This window comes from Phocaeicola sp. RTP21198st1_B8_RTP21198_201120 (assembly GCF_040929485.1).
GTDB lineage: Bacteria > Bacteroidota > Bacteroidia > Bacteroidales > Bacteroidaceae > Phocaeicola > Phocaeicola dorei.
Window position 1 is genome coordinate 137,659 of record NZ_JBCOCI010000001.1, and the last position, 20,522, is coordinate 158,180.

18 protein-coding genes are annotated in these 20,522 nt (G+C 39.4%); 15 read left to right on the top strand and 3 right to left on the bottom strand.

What is annotated here, in order from left to right:
* The first annotated feature begins 57 nt into the window (after window positions 1-57).
* The 3 genes from AB5935_RS00495 to AB5935_RS00505 are packed head-to-tail and all read left to right on the top strand — an operon-like array spanning window position 58 to window position 3,047.
* Window positions 58-600, top strand: a complete 543-nt coding sequence (locus AB5935_RS00495; protein ID WP_007831734.1) for a DUF4924 family protein — start codon at window positions 58-60, stop codon at window positions 598-600.
* A 14-nt stretch (window positions 601-614) separates the two neighbouring features.
* A complete protein-coding gene (rfbD, locus tag AB5935_RS00500; protein WP_007831735.1) occupies window positions 615-1,472 on the top strand; it encodes a dTDP-4-dehydrorhamnose reductase in 858 nt (285 codons plus the stop codon).
* A gap of 6 nt (window positions 1,473-1,478) precedes the next feature.
* Window positions 1,479-3,047 (top strand): peptide chain release factor 3, encoded by a 1,569-nt coding sequence (locus AB5935_RS00505; RefSeq protein ID WP_007831741.1) that lies wholly within the window; start codon window positions 1,479-1,481, stop codon window positions 3,045-3,047.
* A 76-nt stretch (window positions 3,048-3,123) separates the two neighbouring features.
* On the opposite strand, the gene AB5935_RS00510 is transcribed toward AB5935_RS00505, so the two are convergent.
* Window positions 3,124-3,906, bottom strand: a complete 783-nt coding sequence (locus tag AB5935_RS00510; protein WP_007831742.1) for a TerB family tellurite resistance protein — start codon at window positions 3,904-3,906, stop codon at window positions 3,124-3,126.
* Window positions 3,907-4,012: 106 nt separating this feature from the next.
* On the opposite strand from AB5935_RS00510, the gene AB5935_RS00515 reads away from it, so the two are divergent.
* Complete coding sequence (locus tag AB5935_RS00515) at window positions 4,013-4,897, top strand: NAD(P)-dependent oxidoreductase (RefSeq protein WP_038612485.1); 885 nt, start codon at window positions 4,013-4,015, stop codon at window positions 4,895-4,897.
* On the opposite strand, the gene AB5935_RS00520 is transcribed toward AB5935_RS00515, so the two are convergent.
* Complete coding sequence (locus tag AB5935_RS00520) at window positions 4,880-5,668, bottom strand: aspartate dehydrogenase domain-containing protein (RefSeq protein ID WP_007839808.1); 789 nt, start codon at window positions 5,666-5,668, stop codon at window positions 4,880-4,882. The genes AB5935_RS00515 and AB5935_RS00520 overlap by 18 nt on opposite strands.
* A gap of 503 nt (window positions 5,669-6,171) precedes the next feature.
* Here AB5935_RS00520 and AB5935_RS00525 point away from each other — a divergent pair.
* Together AB5935_RS00525 and AB5935_RS00530 are read left to right on the top strand one after the other, a co-directional pair.
* Entirely contained in the window at window positions 6,172-7,929 is a 1,758-nt protein-coding gene (locus AB5935_RS00525) for a helix-turn-helix domain-containing protein (RefSeq protein ID WP_007831751.1), read from the top strand.
* Window positions 7,930-8,171: 242 nt separating this feature from the next.
* A complete protein-coding gene (locus tag AB5935_RS00530; RefSeq protein WP_007839809.1) occupies window positions 8,172-9,251 on the top strand; it encodes a BF3164 family lipoprotein in 1,080 nt (359 codons plus the stop codon).
* A 764-nt stretch (window positions 9,252-10,015) separates the two neighbouring features.
* Here the strand turns inward: AB5935_RS00530 and AB5935_RS00535 are convergent.
* Window positions 10,016-11,014 carry a transcriptional regulator gene (locus tag AB5935_RS00535; protein ID WP_007831754.1) on the bottom strand — a complete coding sequence of 333 codons (999 nt, stop codon included), beginning with the start codon at window positions 11,012-11,014 and terminating at the stop codon, window positions 10,016-10,018.
* Between the two features lie 253 nt (window positions 11,015-11,267).
* Here AB5935_RS00535 and AB5935_RS00540 point away from each other — a divergent pair, with 253 nt between their 5' ends.
* From AB5935_RS00540 to AB5935_RS00580, 9 genes are all read left to right on the top strand, one after another.
* Entirely contained in the window at window positions 11,268-11,489 is a 222-nt protein-coding gene (locus AB5935_RS00540; RefSeq protein WP_007831755.1) for an NVEALA domain-containing protein, read from the top strand.
* Between the two features lie 3 nt (window positions 11,490-11,492).
* Complete coding sequence (locus tag AB5935_RS00545) at window positions 11,493-12,359, top strand: DUF1573 domain-containing protein (protein WP_007831756.1); 867 nt, start codon at window positions 11,493-11,495, stop codon at window positions 12,357-12,359.
* A gap of 241 nt (window positions 12,360-12,600) precedes the next feature.
* On the top strand, window positions 12,601-12,825 hold the full coding sequence (locus tag AB5935_RS00550) for an NVEALA domain-containing protein (RefSeq protein WP_007839812.1): 225 nt from the start codon (window positions 12,601-12,603) through the stop codon (window positions 12,823-12,825).
* A gap of 159 nt (window positions 12,826-12,984) precedes the next feature.
* Window positions 12,985-13,983, top strand: a complete 999-nt coding sequence (locus tag AB5935_RS00555; RefSeq protein ID WP_007831765.1) for a 6-bladed beta-propeller — start codon at window positions 12,985-12,987, stop codon at window positions 13,981-13,983.
* A 26-nt stretch (window positions 13,984-14,009) separates the two neighbouring features.
* Entirely contained in the window at window positions 14,010-14,228 is a 219-nt protein-coding gene (locus AB5935_RS00560; RefSeq protein ID WP_005842970.1) for an NVEALA domain-containing protein, read from the top strand.
* 693 nt (window positions 14,229-14,921) lie between these two features.
* Window positions 14,922-15,824, top strand: a complete 903-nt coding sequence (lepB, locus tag AB5935_RS00565) for a signal peptidase I (protein WP_005842969.1) — start codon at window positions 14,922-14,924, stop codon at window positions 15,822-15,824.
* Between the two features lie 14 nt (window positions 15,825-15,838).
* Window positions 15,839-17,746 (top strand): discoidin domain-containing protein, encoded by a 1,908-nt coding sequence (locus tag AB5935_RS00570; RefSeq protein ID WP_368327306.1) that lies wholly within the window; start codon window positions 15,839-15,841, stop codon window positions 17,744-17,746.
* A gap of 2 nt (window positions 17,747-17,748) precedes the next feature.
* Window positions 17,749-19,398, top strand: coding sequence for an O-antigen ligase family protein (locus tag AB5935_RS00575; protein WP_005842967.1), 1,650 nt, complete (start codon window positions 17,749-17,751; stop codon window positions 19,396-19,398).
* Between the two features lie 52 nt (window positions 19,399-19,450).
* The gene (locus AB5935_RS00580; protein WP_007839819.1) at window positions 19,451-20,518 is read left to right on the top strand and encodes an efflux RND transporter periplasmic adaptor subunit; all 1,068 of its coding nucleotides are present in this window, start codon (window positions 19,451-19,453) and stop codon (window positions 20,516-20,518) included.
* Window positions 20,519-20,522 lie beyond the last annotated feature (4 nt).

Consider the following 20,522-nt stretch of genomic DNA (forward strand, 5'->3'; position numbering starts at 1 on the left):
TTGATGTATCATACGTTGGTTTTTTGATTTTTAATTATTAATTTTAATTTAAAAAGTATGTTCGTTTCCAAGCAGTTGAAAGAAAAGAATATAGCCGAGTATCTTATATATATGTGGCAGATAGAGGATTTAATCCGTGCCAACGGCTGTGATATAGAAAAGATAAAAAGCACCATCATAGCTCCTTATCCGTTAACGGAAGAGCAGAAAGCGGAACTCACTCAATGGTATATGGATTTGATTGAGATGATGCGTCATGAAGGGATTATGGAAAAAGGCCATTTGCAGATTAATAAAAACATTATAACTTGGCTTACCGACCTTCATTTGCAGTTATTGCGTTCCCCTAAGTTTCCTTATTATAATTCTGCTTATTATAAAGTATTGCCCTATATTGTGGAGTTACGCGCTAAAGGTGCGGATAAAGAGGAGCCTGAGCTGGAAACGTGTTTTGAGGCGCTTTATGGTATCTTATTGTTGAAATTGCAAAAGAAAGAAATCAGTGAGGAAACAAGAAAGGCACAAGAAGCAATCTCGACATTGCTGGCTATGTTGTCAAACTACTATATAGAGGATAAAAAAGGAGAATTGGAATTCTAATAAATGAAATAGAAATGAAGAATATATTGGTGACTGGTGCCAACGGTCAATTAGGAAATGAAATGCGTGTGCTATCGGCTGAATACAAGGAATATACTTGTTTTTTTACGGATGTAGCCGAATTGGACATTTGTGATGAGCAGGCGGTGATGACTTTCGTGAAAGAGAATAATATTCATGTCATAGTGAACTGTGCGGCCTATACGGCAGTAGATAAGGCAGAGGATGATATAGAGTTATGTACCAAGCTGAACAAGAACGCTGTGAGCTATCTGGCGAAGGCGGCTGAAGCCAACTGGGGTGAGTTTATTCAGATATCAACGGATTATGTGTTCGATGGCACGAAATATCTTCCTTATAATGAGGGAGATGTTCCTTGTCCCAATTCCGTTTACGGCAAGACCAAACTGGCCGGTGAAACGAATGCATTGGAGTATTGCAAAAAAACAATGATTATCCGTACCGCATGGCTTTATTCTACTTTTGGGAATAATTTTGTAAAAACGATGATCCGTCTGGGAAAGGAAAAGGAAACTTTGGGTGTAGTCTTTGATCAGATTGGTACACCGACATATGCTCGTGATTTGGCACGTGTCATCTTTACAGCCATTTATAAGGGAGTGGTTCCGGGAGTTTATCATTTCAGTGATGAAGGGGTATGCTCCTGGTATGATTTTGCCAAGGCTATCCATCGTATTGCCGGTATCACGACCTGTAAGGTTAGTCCCTTGCATACAAATGAATATCCGGCAAAGGCTCCCCGTCCCCATTATTCCGTATTGGACAAGACCAAGGTTAAAACTACTTATAACATTGAGATTCCTCATTGGGAAGAGAGTCTGGAAGCATGTATCAAAGAATTAAATGCATAATAAAATATGAATAGTGAAATAGAAAGAAGACGGACGTTTGCGATTATAGCACATCCGGATGCCGGTAAGACCTCTCTAACTGAAAAATTGTTACTTTTTGGCGGACAGATACAGGTGGCCGGAGCCGTAAAGAGCAATAAGATAAAGAAGACCGCCACATCCGACTGGATGGACATTGAAAAGCAGCGTGGTATTTCTGTGACCACTTCTGTGATGGAGTTTGATTACAATGATTATAAAATCAATATTTTGGATACTCCGGGCCATCAGGACTTTGCCGAGGATACTTATCGTACTTTGACAGCCGTAGATAGTGTCATTATTGTGGTGGATGGTGCGAAAGGTGTGGAAACGCAGACACGTAAGTTGATGGAGGTATGCCGTATGCGTAATACTCCGGTAATCATATTTGTCAACAAGATGGACCGTGAGGCGAAAGATCCGTTTGATTTGTTGGACGAACTGGAGGAGGAACTTATTATCAATGTACGTCCTCTGACGTGGCCTATTGAAAGCGGTCCCCGTTTCAAAGGTGTGTATAACCTTTATGAACATAAACTGAATCTTTTCCAACCTTCCAAACAGGTGGTAACAGAAAAAGTGGAGGTTGATATCAATACGGAAGAACTAGACAACCAGATCGGTGCTCCTTTGGCTGAAAAATTGCGCGGAGAACTGGAACTGGTTGACGGTGTTTATCCTGAATTCAATGTGGAGGAGTACCTGAAAGGCGAGATGGCTCCTGTATTTTTCGGGTCGGCATTGAATAACTTCGGTGTACAGGAACTGCTGGATACATTTGTGGAAATTGCTCCGAGCCCCCGTCCTACCAAGACAGAAGAACGTGAGGTGGAACCCGATGAACCGAAATTTACCGGATTTGTCTTTAAGATCACAGCTAATATTGATCCTAATCATCGTTCATGTATTGCATTTTGTAAAATTTGTTCGGGAAAATTTTCCCGTAATACTCCCTATTATCATGTACGTCATGACAAGACGATGCGTTTCTCTTCTCCCACTCAGTTTATGGCACAGCGTAAAACAACAGTAGACGAGGCTTGGGCGGGAGATATCATTGGTTTGCCGGATAACGGAACGTTCAAGATCGGTGATACATTGACTGAAGGTGAGAAACTTCATTTCCGTGGAATTCCCAGTTTTTCGCCCGAGATGTTTAAATACATTGAGAATGCTGACCCTATGAAACAGAAACAATTGGCTAAAGGTATTGACCAGTTGATGGATGAGGGTGTGGCACAGTTATTTATCAATCAGTTTAATGGACGTAAGATTATCGGTACGGTAGGGCAGTTGCAGTTTGAAGTGATCCAGTATCGTCTGGAAAATGAATATAATGCAAAATGCCGATGGGAGCCTGTCAGCCTATACAAGGCATGTTGGGTGGAAAGTGATGATCCGGAAGAGCTGGAAGCTTTCAAAAAACGTAAATATCAGTATATGGCCAAGGATCGTGAAGGAAGGGATGTATTCTTGGCTGATAGCAATTATGTACTTCAAATGGCACAAATGGACTTCAAGCATATTAAGTTCCATTTTACCAGTGAGTTTTAATTTTTTGTTGGAGGTGTGTCAAAAATCCCTAAGGGGATGGACACACCTCCTTCTTATTTTCACGAAATATTCTTTTTTACTTTATTCCTCTGGCTTTATAAATTCGTTCTTTAGCGTTATTAATTTGTTGAAACTTCTCTTCTGCCGCTTTTTTCACATCTTCACCCAATGTAGCAACACGGTCAGGGTGATGTTTTAATGCCAGGCGGCGATAGGCTGTACGTACTTCCTCATTGGTGGCAGACGGGTCAATTTCAAGTACTTTGTAAGCTTCTTCCAATGAGTTTCCGCTAAGGTTTAGCATGGATTCCACTTCTTTGGGTGACAGTTCCATGCATTGTGCCACTTCTTTTAATGCTGCTATTTCCTCAGAGCATACGCTTCCGTCACTTTTGGCTATGTTTACCAGAAAGTCCAACAATTGCAACCGTTGTTCGTAAGGCAGGTTCGCGGCAATCTGTGCACCACATTCATGGATGGTATTTTTAAATGCCATCGGATTTTGACGCTCCATCTGTTTGCGCTGTTCAAAAAGATTCAGCAAAATCTGTTCTCCTTGGATGACTGCCTCTTCGCCGAAATTCATTCTTAAGAATTGGCGTACATATTCCATTTCGCTGTGCATGATGCGTCCGTCTGCACGGATGATGTAAGACGCCATAACCAACATGGAGAATAAAAAACTATTCCGCTGGCCTTCATCATAGTTTCCAGCTTCCACCTGTCCTTTTTCGTATGTATTGCCAAAAAGTCCGTTGTTTCCATCCAGCAATGAGCCTAAGGCAAATCCGGCCAAAGCTCCCAGTGGTCCCATAGTCATGAATCCTAGAATACCACCAATCCATTTTCCTGCTCCCATTATTCTTTTAATTTTTTCGTTTTGGATGCAAAAATAAACAATCTTGGATGAAAAAAGTCTCTTTGCCGCATTTTTTACTATCTTTACCAATCAAATTAAAAATACTATGTTTCAGAAACTTGTAGCAATAGAACCTGTCAGTTTGGTTCTGTCAGCAGAAAAAACGTTATATTCTTTTGCAGATGAGGTTGTTATGTACTCTGATATTCCAGCGGGAGATAATGAGATTATTGCTCGGATCGGAGATGCGGATGCTGTATTGTTAAGTTATACATCACAAATAAACCGGTATATTTTAGAGAGATGTCCGAATGTCCGGTATATCGGTATGTGTTGTTCACTATATTCTCCCGAAAGTGCGAATGTGGATATCCGTTATGCTAATGAACGCGGTATTACGGTGACGGGTATTCGTGACTATGGTGACGAAGGGGTAATAGAATATGTAGTCAGCGAACTGGTGCGTTGTCTTCATGGATTTGGTCAGAAGCCGTGGGAAGGGATTCCCCGGGAGATTATCGGCTTGAAAGTGGGTATTGTAGGCTTAGGAAAATCTGGTGGTATGATAGCGGATGCAATGAAGTTTTTTGGTGCGGATATAGCTTATTATGCCCGTAGTGAAAAAAAAGAAGCCGGTGCGAAGGGTTATCGTTTTATGCCTTTGAATGAACTTTTGACATGGAGTGAAGTGGTATGCTGTTGCTTGAATAAGAATACGGTTTTGTTGCATGAGGAGGAGTTCAAGGCACTTGGAAATAGAAAGATACTATTTAACACAGGATTGTCACCTGCGTGGGACGAATCTTCGTTTACCCGATGGTTGGAGGAAGATAATCTTTGTTTTTGTGATACATTAGGAGCATTAGGGAGTACGGCATTGCTTACCCATCCGCATGTGCGTTGTATGCAAGTATCAACCGGCCGTACTCGTCAGGCGTTTGACCGCCTGAGCGAAAAGGTGCTGGCCAATTTGTCAGAATACAATGGGTGAAGTGATATTGAGCAGGGTGTTTACTACAGACCATCCTGCAATCTCTGATGTAGCACTGTACACTTCTACTACTGCGTGTACTTGTTCATTTTTGATTTCCACTTTTTGAGTATCACCTGTAAATCCAGGGGTGGACTGTATGGATACCTGCATATTGTCCGGTCCTACGGAAGCCAATGAGGCTGCGACAGATACATTTACTTTGGTTGGAAAAACATTTATAGCCTCTGTTGCATTGCCGGAAAAGACAATGCATCTTTCCTGTTGCAGCTCTTCCTTGTAAACCGATGTGCCTTTCAAAGCATCAGGTCCTTTTTCATTGAAAAAACGAGCTGTAGCGTTTCCCATCAAAGAGGTGGTTCTTAATACATCAAATCCTCCGATGGCTCCGGATACCAAGTAAACCCGTGTATCGTTTGCCTTGGCTGTTTCTTTGACTTTCTCATAAAAAGAGGTGTCTGCCAAAGCTCCTATGGATAGGGTGATAATGGAAGTTCCGTTTTCCAAGGTAGGTAAGGCCAGTTCTTTCATTGCGGCAGGCGAGGCTGATTCCACTAGATAATCAGGTTTTAACTCCAACAGTTCTTTTAAAGTGTGACAGGCTGCACACATTTTTCCGTGTTGCCTCATTTTATTCGCAATGCGTTCGGCCTTTGATGCTGTACGCGAATATACGCCTACTAACTCATAGTCGGGCAACATTCCTTTGACAACTGCGTTTGTTATAATTTCAGCAAGTCGTCCACATCCTACTATAACTAATTTATTCATAGAACAAAGATAGGTATTTTCATCATATAAACCTATTTTGTGAAAAATGGAATTTATTGTGATATGTTTCTTACTCTATAGGTATGTCTGTCCGAGCTGTTTTTAGTGTGCTTCTTAATCCCCTGTCTGATACATTAAAAAATTATACTTGTAATTTAAAAATAGTATGAGGAAGATTCGTCCTGATCAAGAATATTTTTTAAGGAATAATATTTACGTTTTATATAACAGACAGCATTATTACCTGACAGAATAAATGAAAAGTGATGGTTCAGAGTCGAATGGAAAAATTTCTTGTAAAACCAATATGATTGCATACTTATTCCTTAATACATGTTTTTTAGCATATTTTTGATGAATATTGCCCATTAAATTTGATAAATTTCGCCTTATGCGAGAATGCGGAAAAGTTTATACTTGTATTGAGAAAAAATGAATGATATACTATTAATAAAATGTTGTATTGTCTATGAGGAAATTATTTATTTTAATTCAATATTAGTATGAAAAAAACTTACTTAGATGCTTTAATGAGTATTTTTACACCTATTCCTTTGAATAATGGTTTTTATTTTGTGGATAACAACGGGACGATTGATTGGATTCTGTCGAATATATTCCTTTTAGGGTACGTGCTACCTGTAGAGGGGGTGATGATAGGTATCTTTTTCTATCTTTTATTATCTCATGCCATAGAACATAAAACTCAACTGATGTTCCGTGAAAAGTTCAAACTTGTTATTAATTTGTTCCATTATACACATACGCCTTTGGTGGTGTTACGGAATCAATTGGAAGAAATTGTGGTTGGTAATCTTCCTGAATCTGCTGTTACAAAGTTACAGCAGGCTCTGAAAAATGCCAATCAGGTTATTGATTGCAGCCAGAGTGCTATTTCACTTGGTAAAGCGGATTGGAAAACGATTCCTCGTGCTTCTGTGGTAGAGTTTGAGCTTTATGCCTATATCATGTCTGTTGTCGGTCTATGCCATCTTTATGCCGATTCGCGTCATATTCAGTTAAAAGTTACTGCCTGTTCTGATTATATCAGTTGCAGGATCAATGAAACCGTGATGACGGTAGCTCTTCAGCACCTTTTGAACAAAATGATAGATAACACACCTCCTGACGGTTGTATAAATATTATCCTTTCACATTCGGCAAGTTCTTGGGAGTTGCGTATCAGCAATTGTGAAAAGATAAGAAATGGAATTTTAAAGATGATTCCGGCCATGCCTGCCTTCTCTTCCATATATAATTATGGTGACTTATGGACGGTAAAGAAAATAATCCGTTTGCATGGCGGTAAAATAATCGGTTATGGATACGGAAAAGTGGTTACTTACCAGGTTATTATGCCGAAATATTTTCAATCCCAATCCGAGGCAGATACCGGTATGGCGCTATCTGTAAAGAAGCAAAAGGTTTACTTGGAAGAAACCGTATCTACAGCAGAAGGAAAGAGCCGGACTGATAAAAAAGAGAGTAAATCTTGTATTTTGTTGGTTATGGCAGACAAAAAGTATAGTGATTATTTAAGGATGACTCTTTCGGAGTATTTCAGGTGTATTGTTCTGGACGCTCCCGATAGAATAATAAGTGCCTCTGTTCAAAATAACCCTGATGTGATTGTTGTTGACGAAACTGTGAATGGAGTCTATGGAGAGGAACTTTGTTCTAAAGTTAAAGCAGACAAGGCCATAGCGAATATTCCGGTTATTCTTTTAATTAAGTCGGCAGATAATGAAAGCTATTTGTCGCATGTGGGGAGTAAAGCCGACCGGCTGGAATTGCGGAGTGCGAATATTTGGAAATTCCGGACGGACATTACTATGCTTATAGATAATAATTTGGTCAGACAGGAACGGATGAGGCGATTTATAGCCGATACGGTTGCTCCTACACTTCCCGAGAAGATAAGAAAGGACGATGCTTGTCTGAAGTTTATAAATAAAGTCCGGCAGTTGTTGGAACAGAATTTGGCGGAAGAGTCATATACCGTTGATGCGCTTAGTGAAGATATGGGAATGTCCCGCACTGCTTTCTATAATAAGATGAAGAAAATGACAGGACAGGCGCCGGCCGATTATATGTTGACATTCAAAATGGAAAGAGCAAAGAGATTATTGGCCTCTCAAGATTACTCTATCGGAGAAATTGCAACGATGTTGGGCTTTTGTGACAGTCGGTATTTTGCAAAAAGGTTTAAGGAAGCGTGTGGTATATGTCCGTCAAAGTATATCGAAACCATAATAGGCTGATGTGATATGATGCGGATTCTCCATACCTTATTTTATGATAGGCTGTTTTGACATGTTTTCATTGTAGAGGTGGCAAAGTCCCTGAATTTCGATGAAATGGGAAGAAATGAAAATCTACTCGTGAAAAAGAGATGTCTATGACGAATCTAAAATGAAGATTTAAGGTAAATCTAAGGTTGTTTCTTCTTGTTTTTATGAATAGTTTGTTTACTTTGTGCCAGATAAGTAAATATAGAAATCAAATGAAAAACAAACAACTATTATGCGTTTTATTCCCTTTGTTGGTGGCGTGTACCGGGCAACGCCACCAACAGCAGGTATCCAGTGAGTCAATCATAGAAGAAGCGGTGCGGAAGGGAGAAGTTCTGAAAGGGGAGATTGTTCCCATTGATACGGCTCTGTTCCGGTATGCCTATCGTATGCGTGTACAGGGTGACAAGGCGGTGATATTGGATTTGCACAATGCCGATTACTATTATCATGTATTTACTTATCCCGATTTTCAATATCAGTCTTCTTTTGGAAAGCGTGGGGAAGGTCCGGGTGAGTCCATTTATGCGGCGAATATCCGTTTTGCAGGGCAGGACACGGTGTGGGTGCTTGATGACGGCAAGGGCAGGATGTATCAATATAGCGGTATAGCCGGGGGGAAAACTCCCAAACAGGAAAAGGATATTTTGTTGGATAAGCGCTTGTTCCGTTCCCTTGATTTTGATTTGAAGGATGCCTCTACTGTTGTTATCCCCGATTATTCCGGTGAGAACCGTTTTGGTTGGGCTGATATCCATTCCGGTGAATTACTCCGTAAATCAGAACATATCCCCGTATCCGATCAGAAATTATTGAAAGAGAGTGCACCTGCCGTTGCGCAAGGCTGGAATAGTTTTATAGCATTCAGTCCGGATAAAAAGATATTGGTTTCTGTCACTCAGTTTGGGGATAGGCTTGATATTTATGATATGCAGTCACAAAAGCATATAGGAAAATTGGGTGAGGATGGAGAGCCCCAATTTAAAGTGAGTTCTGAAGGCTACGGACTTCCGGCGGGGAGAATCTGTTATTATGATGTGCAGGTGACTGACCAATACATTTATACCATTTATGACGGTCGTAAATTTAAGGATATTATGAAGTTGGCCGATGCCTATCAGCAGGGTGGTAAAATATTACGTATATCCACCCACGAGGGCGATGTGGTGAAAACCTATGTATTGGATCGTCCTATTGCCGGTATTTATGTAGATGAGGCTGCCGGTATGTTATTCGGTTTGGATGTCAATGCTGACGAGCAGATAGTGAAATTTCCCCTTGAATTGGAATAGAGGAAGTTTTGAAAAGAAATCACCGTGTTATCCTATAATGGCGGATAATTTATTGTAGTGTATGGTTGGAAAAACATAAGTTCGTTTTCCGAAAAGAACCGGATCTTTTTTGAAAAGAACAGGGCCTTTTTTAAAAAGGTTCTAGTGTTTTATGAGCTGGACTGTCTGCTTATACCAATTTAGAATTCATGCGTTTTTTTCTTTCAAATCCTTCATCCTTATGTAAGATGTTAGTTCTTAGCTGATTATAATGACGGATTTGTACCCGGAAAGCTTCAGCCAAAAAAAATCCTTCAGGGTGAAGGAATATGGATGATTTTCAAGTTTGCTTTCATAGAGTTTAAAAGTGAGAATTATCTGTCACACTGTCACAGTACTAATTATTTTGCTGAAAAACAGGTTGTTAAGATGTGACAGATAGCGTGACGGAGAGTGTGACAGATAAAAGTCTGTCACAGTGTTATTGTCCTGCACTGCATTGTCCTGTGGCCTATAATGAATGAATCAGAATATAGTAACGAGAATCTCTTTGTTTCCCGTGTATTACAGTGTGTTCCACTGTTTGGTACAATTAATTTTATATGGTGGAACAAATAGTTTTATATGGTGGAATATTTAGTTTTACCTTGATGAAATAAATTATTCCACCTTAATGAAACAACTCGTTCCGCTGTGAGAAATGCTTTGTTCCTGCTGCGGTGGGTTGGTGATTTTAAGTAAGATTGTATACCTTATGTATGCTTATTATTGGAAATAGGAGCTATTCATTCGTTTGAGGAGATAACCAGTCGGTATCCTCCTTTTTCTGTCACTATCTGATATTCGGGAAAGTCCTTGAGTGAGGATTTAAGGGTGGAGATATGACTATATATTTTATTTTCGGGATTGTTATCTTTCGGCCAGAAAGCATTTTTAATATCTTCTTTAGTCAAAAGATGCTTGGGCGTTTTGATAAACAGTTCCAGCAGATTGAAATCTGCCGGTGCTATGTGGCAAAGCCGGTTGCCAATATATAGTTTCTTGCTTTCCAACTTTAAAGTCATTTTCCCCAATTGTATGTAGTCCGGATTGTCAGGAATTTCTTCACATGGTATGCAGTCCGGATTGGCGGGAGTTTCTTTTTTCTGTGGTTTTTTCAGAAATGACAGAGACACCCATATCAAGACAATGAAATAAGCAATGATACTCCATAACACTTTTGGAGTGGTATGTTTTACTATTTCTGTCCAATGAATCATAGCCCATGCCTGTACGCCGGCGGTTCTTTTAGCGTCTATTGCTTGTACAGGGGTGACAAGAGCTTTCTGGAAAGAGATTGAATCATTGTCACTGAATACCTTTTTCTTGTTGTAGCGGTAAATGATTCCCGTCTTAGCGGCGGAAACTCCATTCTTTTCCCATTCTTCTTGGAAGATCTTATTGAAATTGTCTGGATTGACGGGGATAATCCTTGTCATCACATACTGGTTGGCCAGTTGGGTAGCCAGTGACTCATGGGTGCTGTCTTCAAAATAAATGATTTCTAGACTATCACCGTATTCTATTTGGACACCTTTTACCTTTCTGCCTAAAGGGCGATAATGAATAAGAATCTTGTTTAAGCGTTCTTGATAATCAATATTGATTGCTTCACGTAGGCTGTCCTTCATTGTTATCAGAACATTTGTTTTTTCATCTTTAAAAGCAACATAACATAGCAGGATGAATACAATCCATCCCAATGCAATAAAGCTAAACTTGAATAAGTTTGTCGGTATTTTCATGTTTCTTGTTCATGTTAGAGATTGCAAAGATACGCATATTTATAAAAAAGGAACTTATAAGTTAAAAAAAGAATATGATTTAATTGGATGAACCTTATGATTTGGAGATCAGGGCATTAAAATAATCCTTCCGATGAAATGGGGATTTTTTGAATCTTAAGAAAACTTTAAGGTCACCTTAAGATCAATTTAAGGGAAAAAATTTGCGTGCCCGATAGATGTTCTCTACCTTCACACAAAAAATGATAAACCAATGAAAAAAGTATTTGTGTTATTTACCGTTGTTATGCTAATGGCGGTAATGGCTTGGGAAAAGCAATCCGGAAAGCCGGTAGAGAGTGAGTTTCTTTTAGATAATGTGGAAGCATTGGCTGCAGGAGAATCCGGGTATGATACATGTCTGGGTAGTGGGAATGTGACTTGCAGTACCGGAGAAAAAGTAGAGTGCGTAATTAGACCTTTTGGCTTGGATTAATCAATGAGATACCTTTGTCTATTACTATGTGTTTTTGCTCTTTTTCCCTCCTGCAAGGAATCAGAAAAAGATAAAATCGCTCGTTTGGTTGAGGAATGGGAAGGGAAAGAAATTCTCTTTCCTACCCATTCCATCTTTACTATTCAAGGGAAGGATACAGTGGACTTTTCTTTAGCGGATGCGGATTATAAGGTAGTGACTTATATCGATTCTGTAGGCTGTACCAGTTGTAAGTTACAATTGCCTCGCTGGAAGCTGTTTATGCAGGAAGTTGATTCAACGTTGAACCGTCCGGTTCCCTTTGTCTTCTATTTCCACCCGAAAGATATGAAAGAACTACGTTATATCACCCGTCGTGATGCATTTATCTATCCTGTTTGTTTCGATGAAAAGGACGATTTTAACCGATTGAATCACTTTCCGGATGAAATGACTTTCCAGACATTTCTATTGGATAAAGACAACAAGGTGGCGGCTATAGGCAATCCTGTTCACAATCCAAAGGTGAAGGAACTTTATTTGAAAGTATTGACAGGTGGTGAAGTTGTAAAAGCGGAAACACCGATAACGAAAGTCAGTCTGGACGTAACAAGCATAGACTTCGGTTCATTTCCTCAGTCGGAGAAGCAGGAACGCAAGTTCACACTGACCAATACGGGACAGCATGTACTGGTGATATATGATGTCATCACTTCCTGTGGATGTACCAAGGTAAACTATAATAAGGAGGGTGTTCGTCCGGGAGAAAAAGCGGAACTGACCGTGATTTATGAAGCCGAAAAGGCTGAGCATTTCAGTAAGACGGTTACCATTTATTGCAATGCAGATAATTCTCCACTTCGTTTGAAGGTAACGGGGAATGCTGAATAAAGGATGAAGTATGAATCAATGGGAGTAAAAAGCGGATGGAAAGAAATTCATTTTCTTTGCCGAAAGTCGATTCTTTCCACCCTGTGGCTCTCTCCTAAAAGAAAAGGAGGTTAAGTCCGATGTAAAAGTAGTGTAAATAATCAGAATAAGCAAGCGGTATTTTTGTTTTTTCTGCGGTGGAGTTCTTTCCGAGAATAAGATGAAAATATGAATAATAATAATTTTTTTTACTAGAAATAAGATGAAGAAGAATATTTTGAAGGCAACTTTGGTTGTTGCGTTTGCTTTGATAGCAGGAATGAATGTGTATAATGCTCAGCAATCGGATATAATGTCTGATTTGGTACTGGCTAATGTAGAAGCGTTGGCTAGAAATGAAATTTCCAATTGTGATAATGGCTGTTGGGATAATGGAAGTGGGTGTTTGTGTGGAGTTTGGTATCCTGGATGGAAAGAAGCACAATGATTGATTGAGAGCATGTTCAATATTTAGTATGAAATCGTCTTAAACTGATTTCAATAGGTTTTTCTGTCTTTATATTATGGATGTTATTATTTATTATATTCGGATTTTAGTTTAAGACGATTTTATTAATGAATTATTATATAGACTTATTGTTGAATTATGAGAAATATATTGTGTGTGACATTAATCGCTTTATTGGGAGGTTGCACTTCTACTTCCGTAACGGAAAAATATCAAGATAAGCGTAATGATATTATTAATGTAAAAGATAAGGTAATAGAGTTCGAGACTGGAAATGTTTTAATAGGTTCTGTTTCGCGTTTGTATATGTCGAATAAGTGTTTGTTAATAGCTGATCATAAGTCTGTTGATAAACAGATACATATATTCAATAAAAATGATTTTAGTTATCTTACCAGCATTGGAAATTTCGGGGAGGGGCCTGAAGAAATAACAGTGATGGGATGCTTAGCCATAGATGAGGCTCATCATCAATTATATGTTTCAGATCATGCCAAACAAAAGATATTTAGTTATGATATGGATAGTGTAATGGTGGATTCTTTGTATAAGCCTCAAGTAAAGACTGCGATGAACGAAACTTTATTTCCTTCTGAATATCAGTATATAAATGATACTTTATCAATTGCTGTATTAATAAAGCCAACCAGTACTTCTACTTTTAATCAGTTTTTAGGTAGATGGAATATGAACACAGGCGAAATGATTCCTATGAAATACACTCATCCGGATATTCAGAAGAAACGAATAACTTTTGCTGCTTCGGAGAAAGCGGGAATATATGTAGAATGTTATACCCGACATGATTTGATGACCATTTGTTCTTTAGATGGAGAATTGCTATATAATATATATGGTCCTGACTGGGATGGTGGAAATGGCAATAAACTTCAATCCTTTGGTACGGTGATGATAGGAAATGACAAAATATTTGTTTCTTATTGTGGAGAAGATTATGCCAGAGATTCTTTTCCGACAAAGATTCTGGTCTTTGATTTGGAAGGGAATTATCTTAAAACCTTAGAGACTGGATATAAAATATCAGACTGTTGCTATGACTCATTCAATAATAGAATTATTTTGTCTTTGAACGATGTTGTTCAATTTGCCTATTTAGATATTGACGGAATAATATGATGTATTTAATGTAAAATTTGGTAATAATGAAAAGTAAAAAAATGTTTTTGAGTCTTGTGGCTATTATTTTTAGTATATTTATTGGTTATAATATATATAGCGTGGAAAATAGTCAACAGACATTTGATGTTTCTTTTTTGAATATTGAAGCATTGGCGAGTGGCGAAAGTTCCGGTAATTGCCCAGAGTATGGATCTGGTTGTTTAGATGGTGTATGGTGGCCTTCAAAGCGGGAAAAATGGTAACTTACTATTTTTCTTGAAAAAGTATATTAAAAAGTTTTTATACTGCTTTGGATATATTTTGAAGCTAGTATATTTACTTATAGATGCTATAGTTTTGGATTTTGTTGAAGAAGGAATGATATTTTGTTTTTCTGATTATAACGAAATTTTATATGGTAGCTTTTGTAAGGACTATGATTACAAAGAGTGTTAATAAATTAATCTTATTCCTTTTTGTAATTTGTGTTATTGGAATAGTATGGATAACTAATCCAAGTGATTACTTTAGCTTCATTTAAAATATCTTCTGACTCTATAAATCGATCCTATTACTAGTGGACAATATTTTAGTAAATAAATGAGTAAAGGGAGGACGACTCTTTAATATTGGGGAAACTTCGGCAAAAAATGATGTGACTTAAAAATTACCGGACGATTTTTGGTAGCCATAAAGCATTGATAGAAGATGAAATAAATGTTTCCCCTTTATTTAAAAATAAAAAGGTGATAGACGTTCCCTATGAATATTTGCCGACAGCCGTAATTAATTTGTTTGAATCTGGAAGTGTGGGAAAATCGACTGTGGAGTAAATATTATAGTTTTGAAGATTTTTGTGAGTATATCTTCGCTTATATGATAGAAAATGAGCCATTGGAATCCTAAAGAAGAACGTGCTTTTTATATGAAACAAGGTAAACAGGTATTTCTATAAAATGAAAAACAGGACAGAACATTGGGTTAGTATAAAAAAAGGACTTGATAAATTATTATCAGTAGCTTTTTTCTTTTGCATAATTGTAATCGTATGGTTATTATTTCAGGTGATTGGTTTTGTTTCGTTTAAAATTCCTTCTGACTCCATGGAGCCTGCCCTGTTTGCCGGAGATAATATATTGGTGAACAAGTGGGTGATGGGAGGACGCCTATTTGACATTTGGGATGCTTCCGAGAAAAAGAATGTAGAAATATCCCGTTTGCCCGGCTTCGGGAAGGTAAAGCACAATGATGTATTGGTTTTTAATTTCCCTTATCCCGGCCGATGGGACAGCCTGGGACTGAATTTAAAGACTTATTATGTAAAGCGCTGTGTGGCTGTGCCGGGTGATACCTTTGAAATTAGAAATGCACACTATAAGGTGCGTGGATATACGGAAACTCTAGGATGCGTAGCTTCACAGGACAGGTTGCAACAGCTTCAGTTGGCCGGAGAGGAACGAAATTGGGGCATAGTGATGAGGGCTTATCCCAATGATAGTTTGGTGAATTGGACGATAAAGGAGTTCGGCCCTTTTTATATTCCGGCTAAAGGTACGAGTGTGAAAATGAATACTGTTAACCGGATATTGTATAAGAATGCGATAGAGTGGGAGCAGAAAAAGAAATTGGTGCAACAGGGAGATTCATTTCTGTTGAACGATAGTATCATACAGGAATATCAGTTTAAGGAAGATTACTATTTTGTAACAGGCGACAAAGTAATGAATTCCAAAGATTCCCGTTATTGGGGATTGTTACCCAAAAAGTTTATTGTGGGAAAAGCGACATTGATATGGAAGTCCGTTGATTTGGATACGGATGAGATTCGTTGGAACAGGGTATTTAAAAGAATAGAATAATAGTAAGAAGCCAGATGAAATATTGTATAGTCAGCATCATGATAATTTGCTCTTCCTTCCTTTCGGTAAGTTGTACGGATAAGGCATTGGAAGACTCTTTGAAGTTGAGTGGTGAAAATCGCGCAGAATTAGAGCGTGTACTTTTACACTACAAAGACAATCCTAAAAAGAAGAAAGCTGCTGAATTCTTGATACGGAACATGAAATGGTGTCATGCCGAGGATTCTCCGTTTATGGATATATATTACAAGCAAGTAGATCGTTTACAGGCGAATGACAGCATATATGCAGAAGAGATGATTGCTTTCTATGATTCGATTTATAAACCGGAGTGGTTTCAAAATATGACTGTAACTTTCGATTTATGTACCATGGAGGCGGATTATTTAATAGATCACATAGACAGGGCTTTTCAGGCATGGCAGTCGCCTTGGGCAAAAGCATTGTCATTGGATGAATTTTGCGAATATATTCTTCCGCATCGTTTAGGGAATGAACCATTGGAGCCGTGGATGGCCATGTATCAGAAAACGTTTAAGTCTGTAGCGGATACAATGTATAATAGGAAGGTGGACGAGTTGTATGAAGTAATCAGCTGGATGGTTGTGGGGCACAGATATTATACACCTTCGTATGTGCCCGATCTAAGGCCTTCATCTTTGTTAGGGATAAAAGTGGGGGCATGTCCGGCCTATACGGCATTGGGAAGGTACATTTATAGAAGTATCGGTGTTCCCGTTGTTTCTGACTTTACTCCGAACTGGGCAAATCATGCCATGGGGCATGAATGGATTTCTATTATGGCAGATGGTAAATGTTATCCTATAATGCCGGGGAGTCCCTGCCGTTTTGGAAATCATATAAAAGGCGGAAGCTATCGCATGTCTAAGGCTTACCGCAATACTTACGGTGATCAGGGAGGACTTATAAAGGATGAAGAGGACATACCGCCCTTCTTTAAAAATCGCAGGATAATAGATGTGACGAATCAGTATATAGAGACAACGGACGTAGAGCTTGCTGATTGTTTTGATACAGAAACCAATACGCATTATGCTTATCTGTCTGTTTTTGACTTACGTGACTGGAAAGTGGTGGCGTATGGTGCGAAAAAGGGGGCGGGATATGTGTTCAAAGATATGGCTCGTAATGCAGTATATTTACCGGTTTTTTATTCCAAAGGGAATTATACTCCTGCTTATTATCCTGTAAAGGTGGATGAAAAAGGAAGAGTTTCATATCTGAATCCGGATGTAAAGCATAAGCGGAGAGTTGTTTTGACAAGGAAGTTTATGGATATGAATCCTAAGAAATGGATAAAGGCGATAATAGGAGGGTATTTTGTATTAAGCAGGGAAGCAGCTTTTGCGAATGCTGATACTATCCATATTGATTTATTGAAAGAGTGCAATTATCAGACGGTGACATTGAACAAAGCATATAGGTACATGAAGTACGTGCCACCGGTAAAGACAGAAGGAAACATGGCAGAAATAGAACTATATGATGAAAAAGGGCAGAAGCTGGCCGGTAAGGTTATTGGTAATTATAGACCGGAAAGAATGGATGCTATGGAAACGATGAAAAGGGCTTTTGATGGCAATGTGTTAAGTTCTCCCAAAACGGTGAAAACACAAACTGATGCTTGGGTGGGGCTTGATTTAGGACGTGTCGTTTCTGTTTCGAAATTGGTTTATCTACCCCGCAATGATGATAACTTCATTAAGGAAGGTGAGCTATATGAACTTTTTTACTGGGATAGAGAGTGGAAAAGTTTAGGAAGGCAGGTCGGTAGCAGGCAATTACAGTACCTGGAATATGATAATGTTCCTGATAATGCTTTATTGCTTTTGCGCAATCTGACAAAAGGGAAAGAAGAGCGGATTTTTACATACGAGGACGGGAAACAAGTTTGGTGGTAGAGATGGAAAATAAATGGTCGAAATATGGAATGGCATTGGTAGCAGGCATACCGGTTGCCCTGTGCCTCAGCGTGGTGTGTTGTGGTACGTCTTCACTGCCTGCCGATATATTGGAAGATGACTGGCGGTGGATGTATGGCTGTGGTGTACTCTCCTTGGCAGGCCTTGCACTGCTTGTACTCCTGTTCCCGAAAAGGGTAAAGGAATGTCTGTCGGCTGTCGTTTCATGGGTGTTTATTCTATACGGAGGTATAGAAGCCGTTTGGGGCATCCGCCAGGTATACGGATTTACCTATTCCAACCATTCCCTCTATGCCTTGACCGGCTCGTTCTATAATCCCGGTCCTTACTCAGGCTATCTTGCCATGATATTCCCTGTTTGTCTGCACGAATGGTTAGAGCGGAAAGAGCATAAGAAAACCGTACCTTATTATATTGCAATAGCCGGAATGCTATTGATTCTTTGTGTGTTGCCTGCCGGAATGAGCCGCTCGGCATGGATAGCCGCGGCGGTCTCTTTCATTTATGTTTGTGGTATGCACTATAAGATGGAAATTCAGCATTATATCAGGCATCATCGTAAGCAGGCAGTGTCTTTTGCCATAGTAACCTTTATTTTGGGCGGTATAGCATTGGGTGGCATTTATCAAATGAAAAAGGATTCGGCAGACGGCCGTCTGTTTATGTGGAAAATTGCTGCCCAAGCTGTCAGTGAGCACCCATGGACAGGATGCGGATGGAACAGTGTTCCGGCTGCTTACGGACAAGCGCAGGAGAATTATTTTGCAGCCGGAAATTATACGGCAACGGAGGAACTTGTGGCAGGTGCTCCCGAATATGTTTTCAATGAATATCTGCAAGTAGCCATTGCCTGGGGAATACCTGTGCTTTGCATCGGGTTGTTGATACTAGGTGGGAGCATGTACATAGGTCATAAACAAGGCATCTATGGACTATGCGGCGCATTGCTATCTTTAGCGGTATTTGCGTTTTCTTCTTATCCACTACAATTTCCGGCGTTTGTTTCGGCTTTGATTATATCGGTGCTGGCTTGCAGTATTCGTGTTCTTCCTTTAGAGAAAGTCTGGTTTCGCCTTTTGTTTACTATCTTATTGTTAATCGGAAGCTATGGCTGTTTCTGTAAATATCAGCAGAAATCCAAGACTGTAGAAGCTTGTAAGCAATGGACCAAAAGCCGTATGTTTTACCATTCGGGAGCTTATCAGCAAGCAGTAGAAAGTTATGCTGAAATTCAGAAAGAAATGAAAGGGAATGCTCGCTTTATGTTTGAGTATGGCCATGCTTTGCATAAACTTCATAAGCCTGAAATATCAAATAAAGTACTGAAAGAGGCCTTGAAAGTGAGTGGTGACCCCATGATACTGAACATTATCGGGAAAAACGAACAGGAAATGAAGCACTATGATAGTGCGGAATATTGGTTTATGCGTGCTGTCCATCGGTTACCCGGACGAATTTATCCTTATTATCTATTGGCTCATTTATATGCGGAACCGGCTTTTTATCAGTGTGACAAATTGGAGCAGATGGTACAGACTGTATTGGAGAAAGAACCGAAAGTTCAGTCTACCGCTATCAAGCAGATGAGACGGAAAGCACGGGAATTATTAAAAAAAGTACCCGAAAATTAGTTTTTTCAAAATAAAAAGTTTTTATTTGTTATAGATATCACAAAATATGACCATGAAATTACACATATTTGCATCAGGCTTATTATTAGCCGTTTCTTTCACTGCCTGCTCGGGAGAAAAAAAGGAAACAACGGAAAAAGAAGGGGTGGAAACAGTTCTTCCTTCTTTACCCAATGAGGTGACGGTGATGCCGCTGAAAAAGCAGGTTTTCAATCATGAATTGATCAGTAACGGGAAAGTGACGGCACAGGATTATGCCGACCTGTATTTTCGTACCTCGGAAGTGGTGGCGAATATCTGGGTAAAGAACGGGGATATAGTGCGGAAAGGTCAAAAAATAGCCCAATTGGATTTGTTTAAGTTGAACAATACGTTGGTACAGAATAAAAATAGTTTGGCACAGGCTACCCTGGAGATGCAGGATGTGTTGATAGGACAAGGATATGCTCCCGATAATCTGAAGGTGATACCTGCTGATGTGCTGGAACTGGCAAAAGTAAAAAGCGGGTATGAGCAGAGCAAAGCTCAATATGAATCTGCTCAATATGATATGGAACAAGCTACGTTGACTGCTCCTTTCGATGGAGTGATTGCCAACCTTTTTGAAAAGAGATATAATATGCCCAAAACTTCCGAGCCTTTCTGCCGGGTAATCAATACCGGAAATATGGAGGTGGATTTCACCGTACTTGAAAATGAACTGCCGTTACTGAAAGTGGGGGATAAGGTGGAGATTACTCCGTATGCCTCGGCAGCAGGTGTACGACAGGGAAGCATCAGCGAGATTAATCCGCTGGTGGACGAGAATGGGATGGTACGTGTAAAGGCGCGGGTGAACGGTAGTAATAAGTTGTTTGACGGCATGAATGTAAGGGTAAGCGTGAAGCGTTCTGTGGGCGAACAACTGGTTATCCCCAAAACGGCAGTTGTACTACGTTCCGGCAAACAAGTGGTATTTACACTGAAGGAGGGTAAAGCTATGTGGAACTATGTGCATACGGGATTGGAGAATATGGAGGAATATACTGTCACAGACGGACTGGAAGAAGGTATGGAGGTGATAACTACCGGAAATGTGAATCTGGCTCATGAAGCACCGGTGAGGGTGATTAAAAATTAAAAGT

Bases quoted from the DNA above. Each gene is read 5' to 3' on its own strand.
- lepB (WP_005842969.1), top strand. From the start codon at position 14,922: ATGAAAAACAGGACAGAACATTGGGTTAGTATAAAAAAAGGACTTGAT.
- AB5935_RS00560 (WP_005842970.1), top strand. From the start codon at position 14,010: ATGAAAAGTAAAAAAATGTTTTTGAGTCTTGTGGCTATTATTTTTAGT.
- AB5935_RS00570 (WP_368327306.1), top strand. From the start codon at position 15,839: ATGAAATATTGTATAGTCAGCATCATGATAATTTGCTCTTCCTTCCTT.
- AB5935_RS00530 (WP_007839809.1), top strand. From the start codon at position 8,172: ATGAAAAACAAACAACTATTATGCGTTTTATTCCCTTTGTTGGTGGCG.
- AB5935_RS00520 (WP_007839808.1), bottom strand. From the start codon at position 5,668: ATGAATAAATTAGTTATAGTAGGATGTGGACGACTTGCTGAAATTATA.
- AB5935_RS00510 (WP_007831742.1), bottom strand. From the start codon at position 3,906: ATGGGAGCAGGAAAATGGATTGGTGGTATTCTAGGATTCATGACTATG.
- AB5935_RS00515 (WP_038612485.1), top strand. From the start codon at position 4,013: ATGTTTCAGAAACTTGTAGCAATAGAACCTGTCAGTTTGGTTCTGTCA.
- AB5935_RS00555 (WP_007831765.1), top strand. From the start codon at position 12,985: ATGAGAAATATATTGTGTGTGACATTAATCGCTTTATTGGGAGGTTGC.
- AB5935_RS00575 (WP_005842967.1), top strand. From the start codon at position 17,749: ATGGAAAATAAATGGTCGAAATATGGAATGGCATTGGTAGCAGGCATA.
- rfbD (WP_007831735.1), top strand. From the start codon at position 615: ATGAAGAATATATTGGTGACTGGTGCCAACGGTCAATTAGGAAATGAA.
- AB5935_RS00550 (WP_007839812.1), top strand. From the start codon at position 12,601: ATGAAGAAGAATATTTTGAAGGCAACTTTGGTTGTTGCGTTTGCTTTG.
- AB5935_RS00545 (WP_007831756.1), top strand. From the start codon at position 11,493: ATGAGATACCTTTGTCTATTACTATGTGTTTTTGCTCTTTTTCCCTCC.
- AB5935_RS00540 (WP_007831755.1), top strand. From the start codon at position 11,268: ATGAAAAAAGTATTTGTGTTATTTACCGTTGTTATGCTAATGGCGGTA.
- AB5935_RS00495 (WP_007831734.1), top strand. From the start codon at position 58: ATGTTCGTTTCCAAGCAGTTGAAAGAAAAGAATATAGCCGAGTATCTT.
- AB5935_RS00505 (WP_007831741.1), top strand. From the start codon at position 1,479: ATGAATAGTGAAATAGAAAGAAGACGGACGTTTGCGATTATAGCACAT.
- AB5935_RS00525 (WP_007831751.1), top strand. From the start codon at position 6,172: ATGAAAAAAACTTACTTAGATGCTTTAATGAGTATTTTTACACCTATT.
- AB5935_RS00580 (WP_007839819.1), top strand. From the start codon at position 19,451: ATGAAATTACACATATTTGCATCAGGCTTATTATTAGCCGTTTCTTTC.
- AB5935_RS00535 (WP_007831754.1), bottom strand. From the start codon at position 11,014: ATGAAAATACCGACAAACTTATTCAAGTTTAGCTTTATTGCATTGGGA.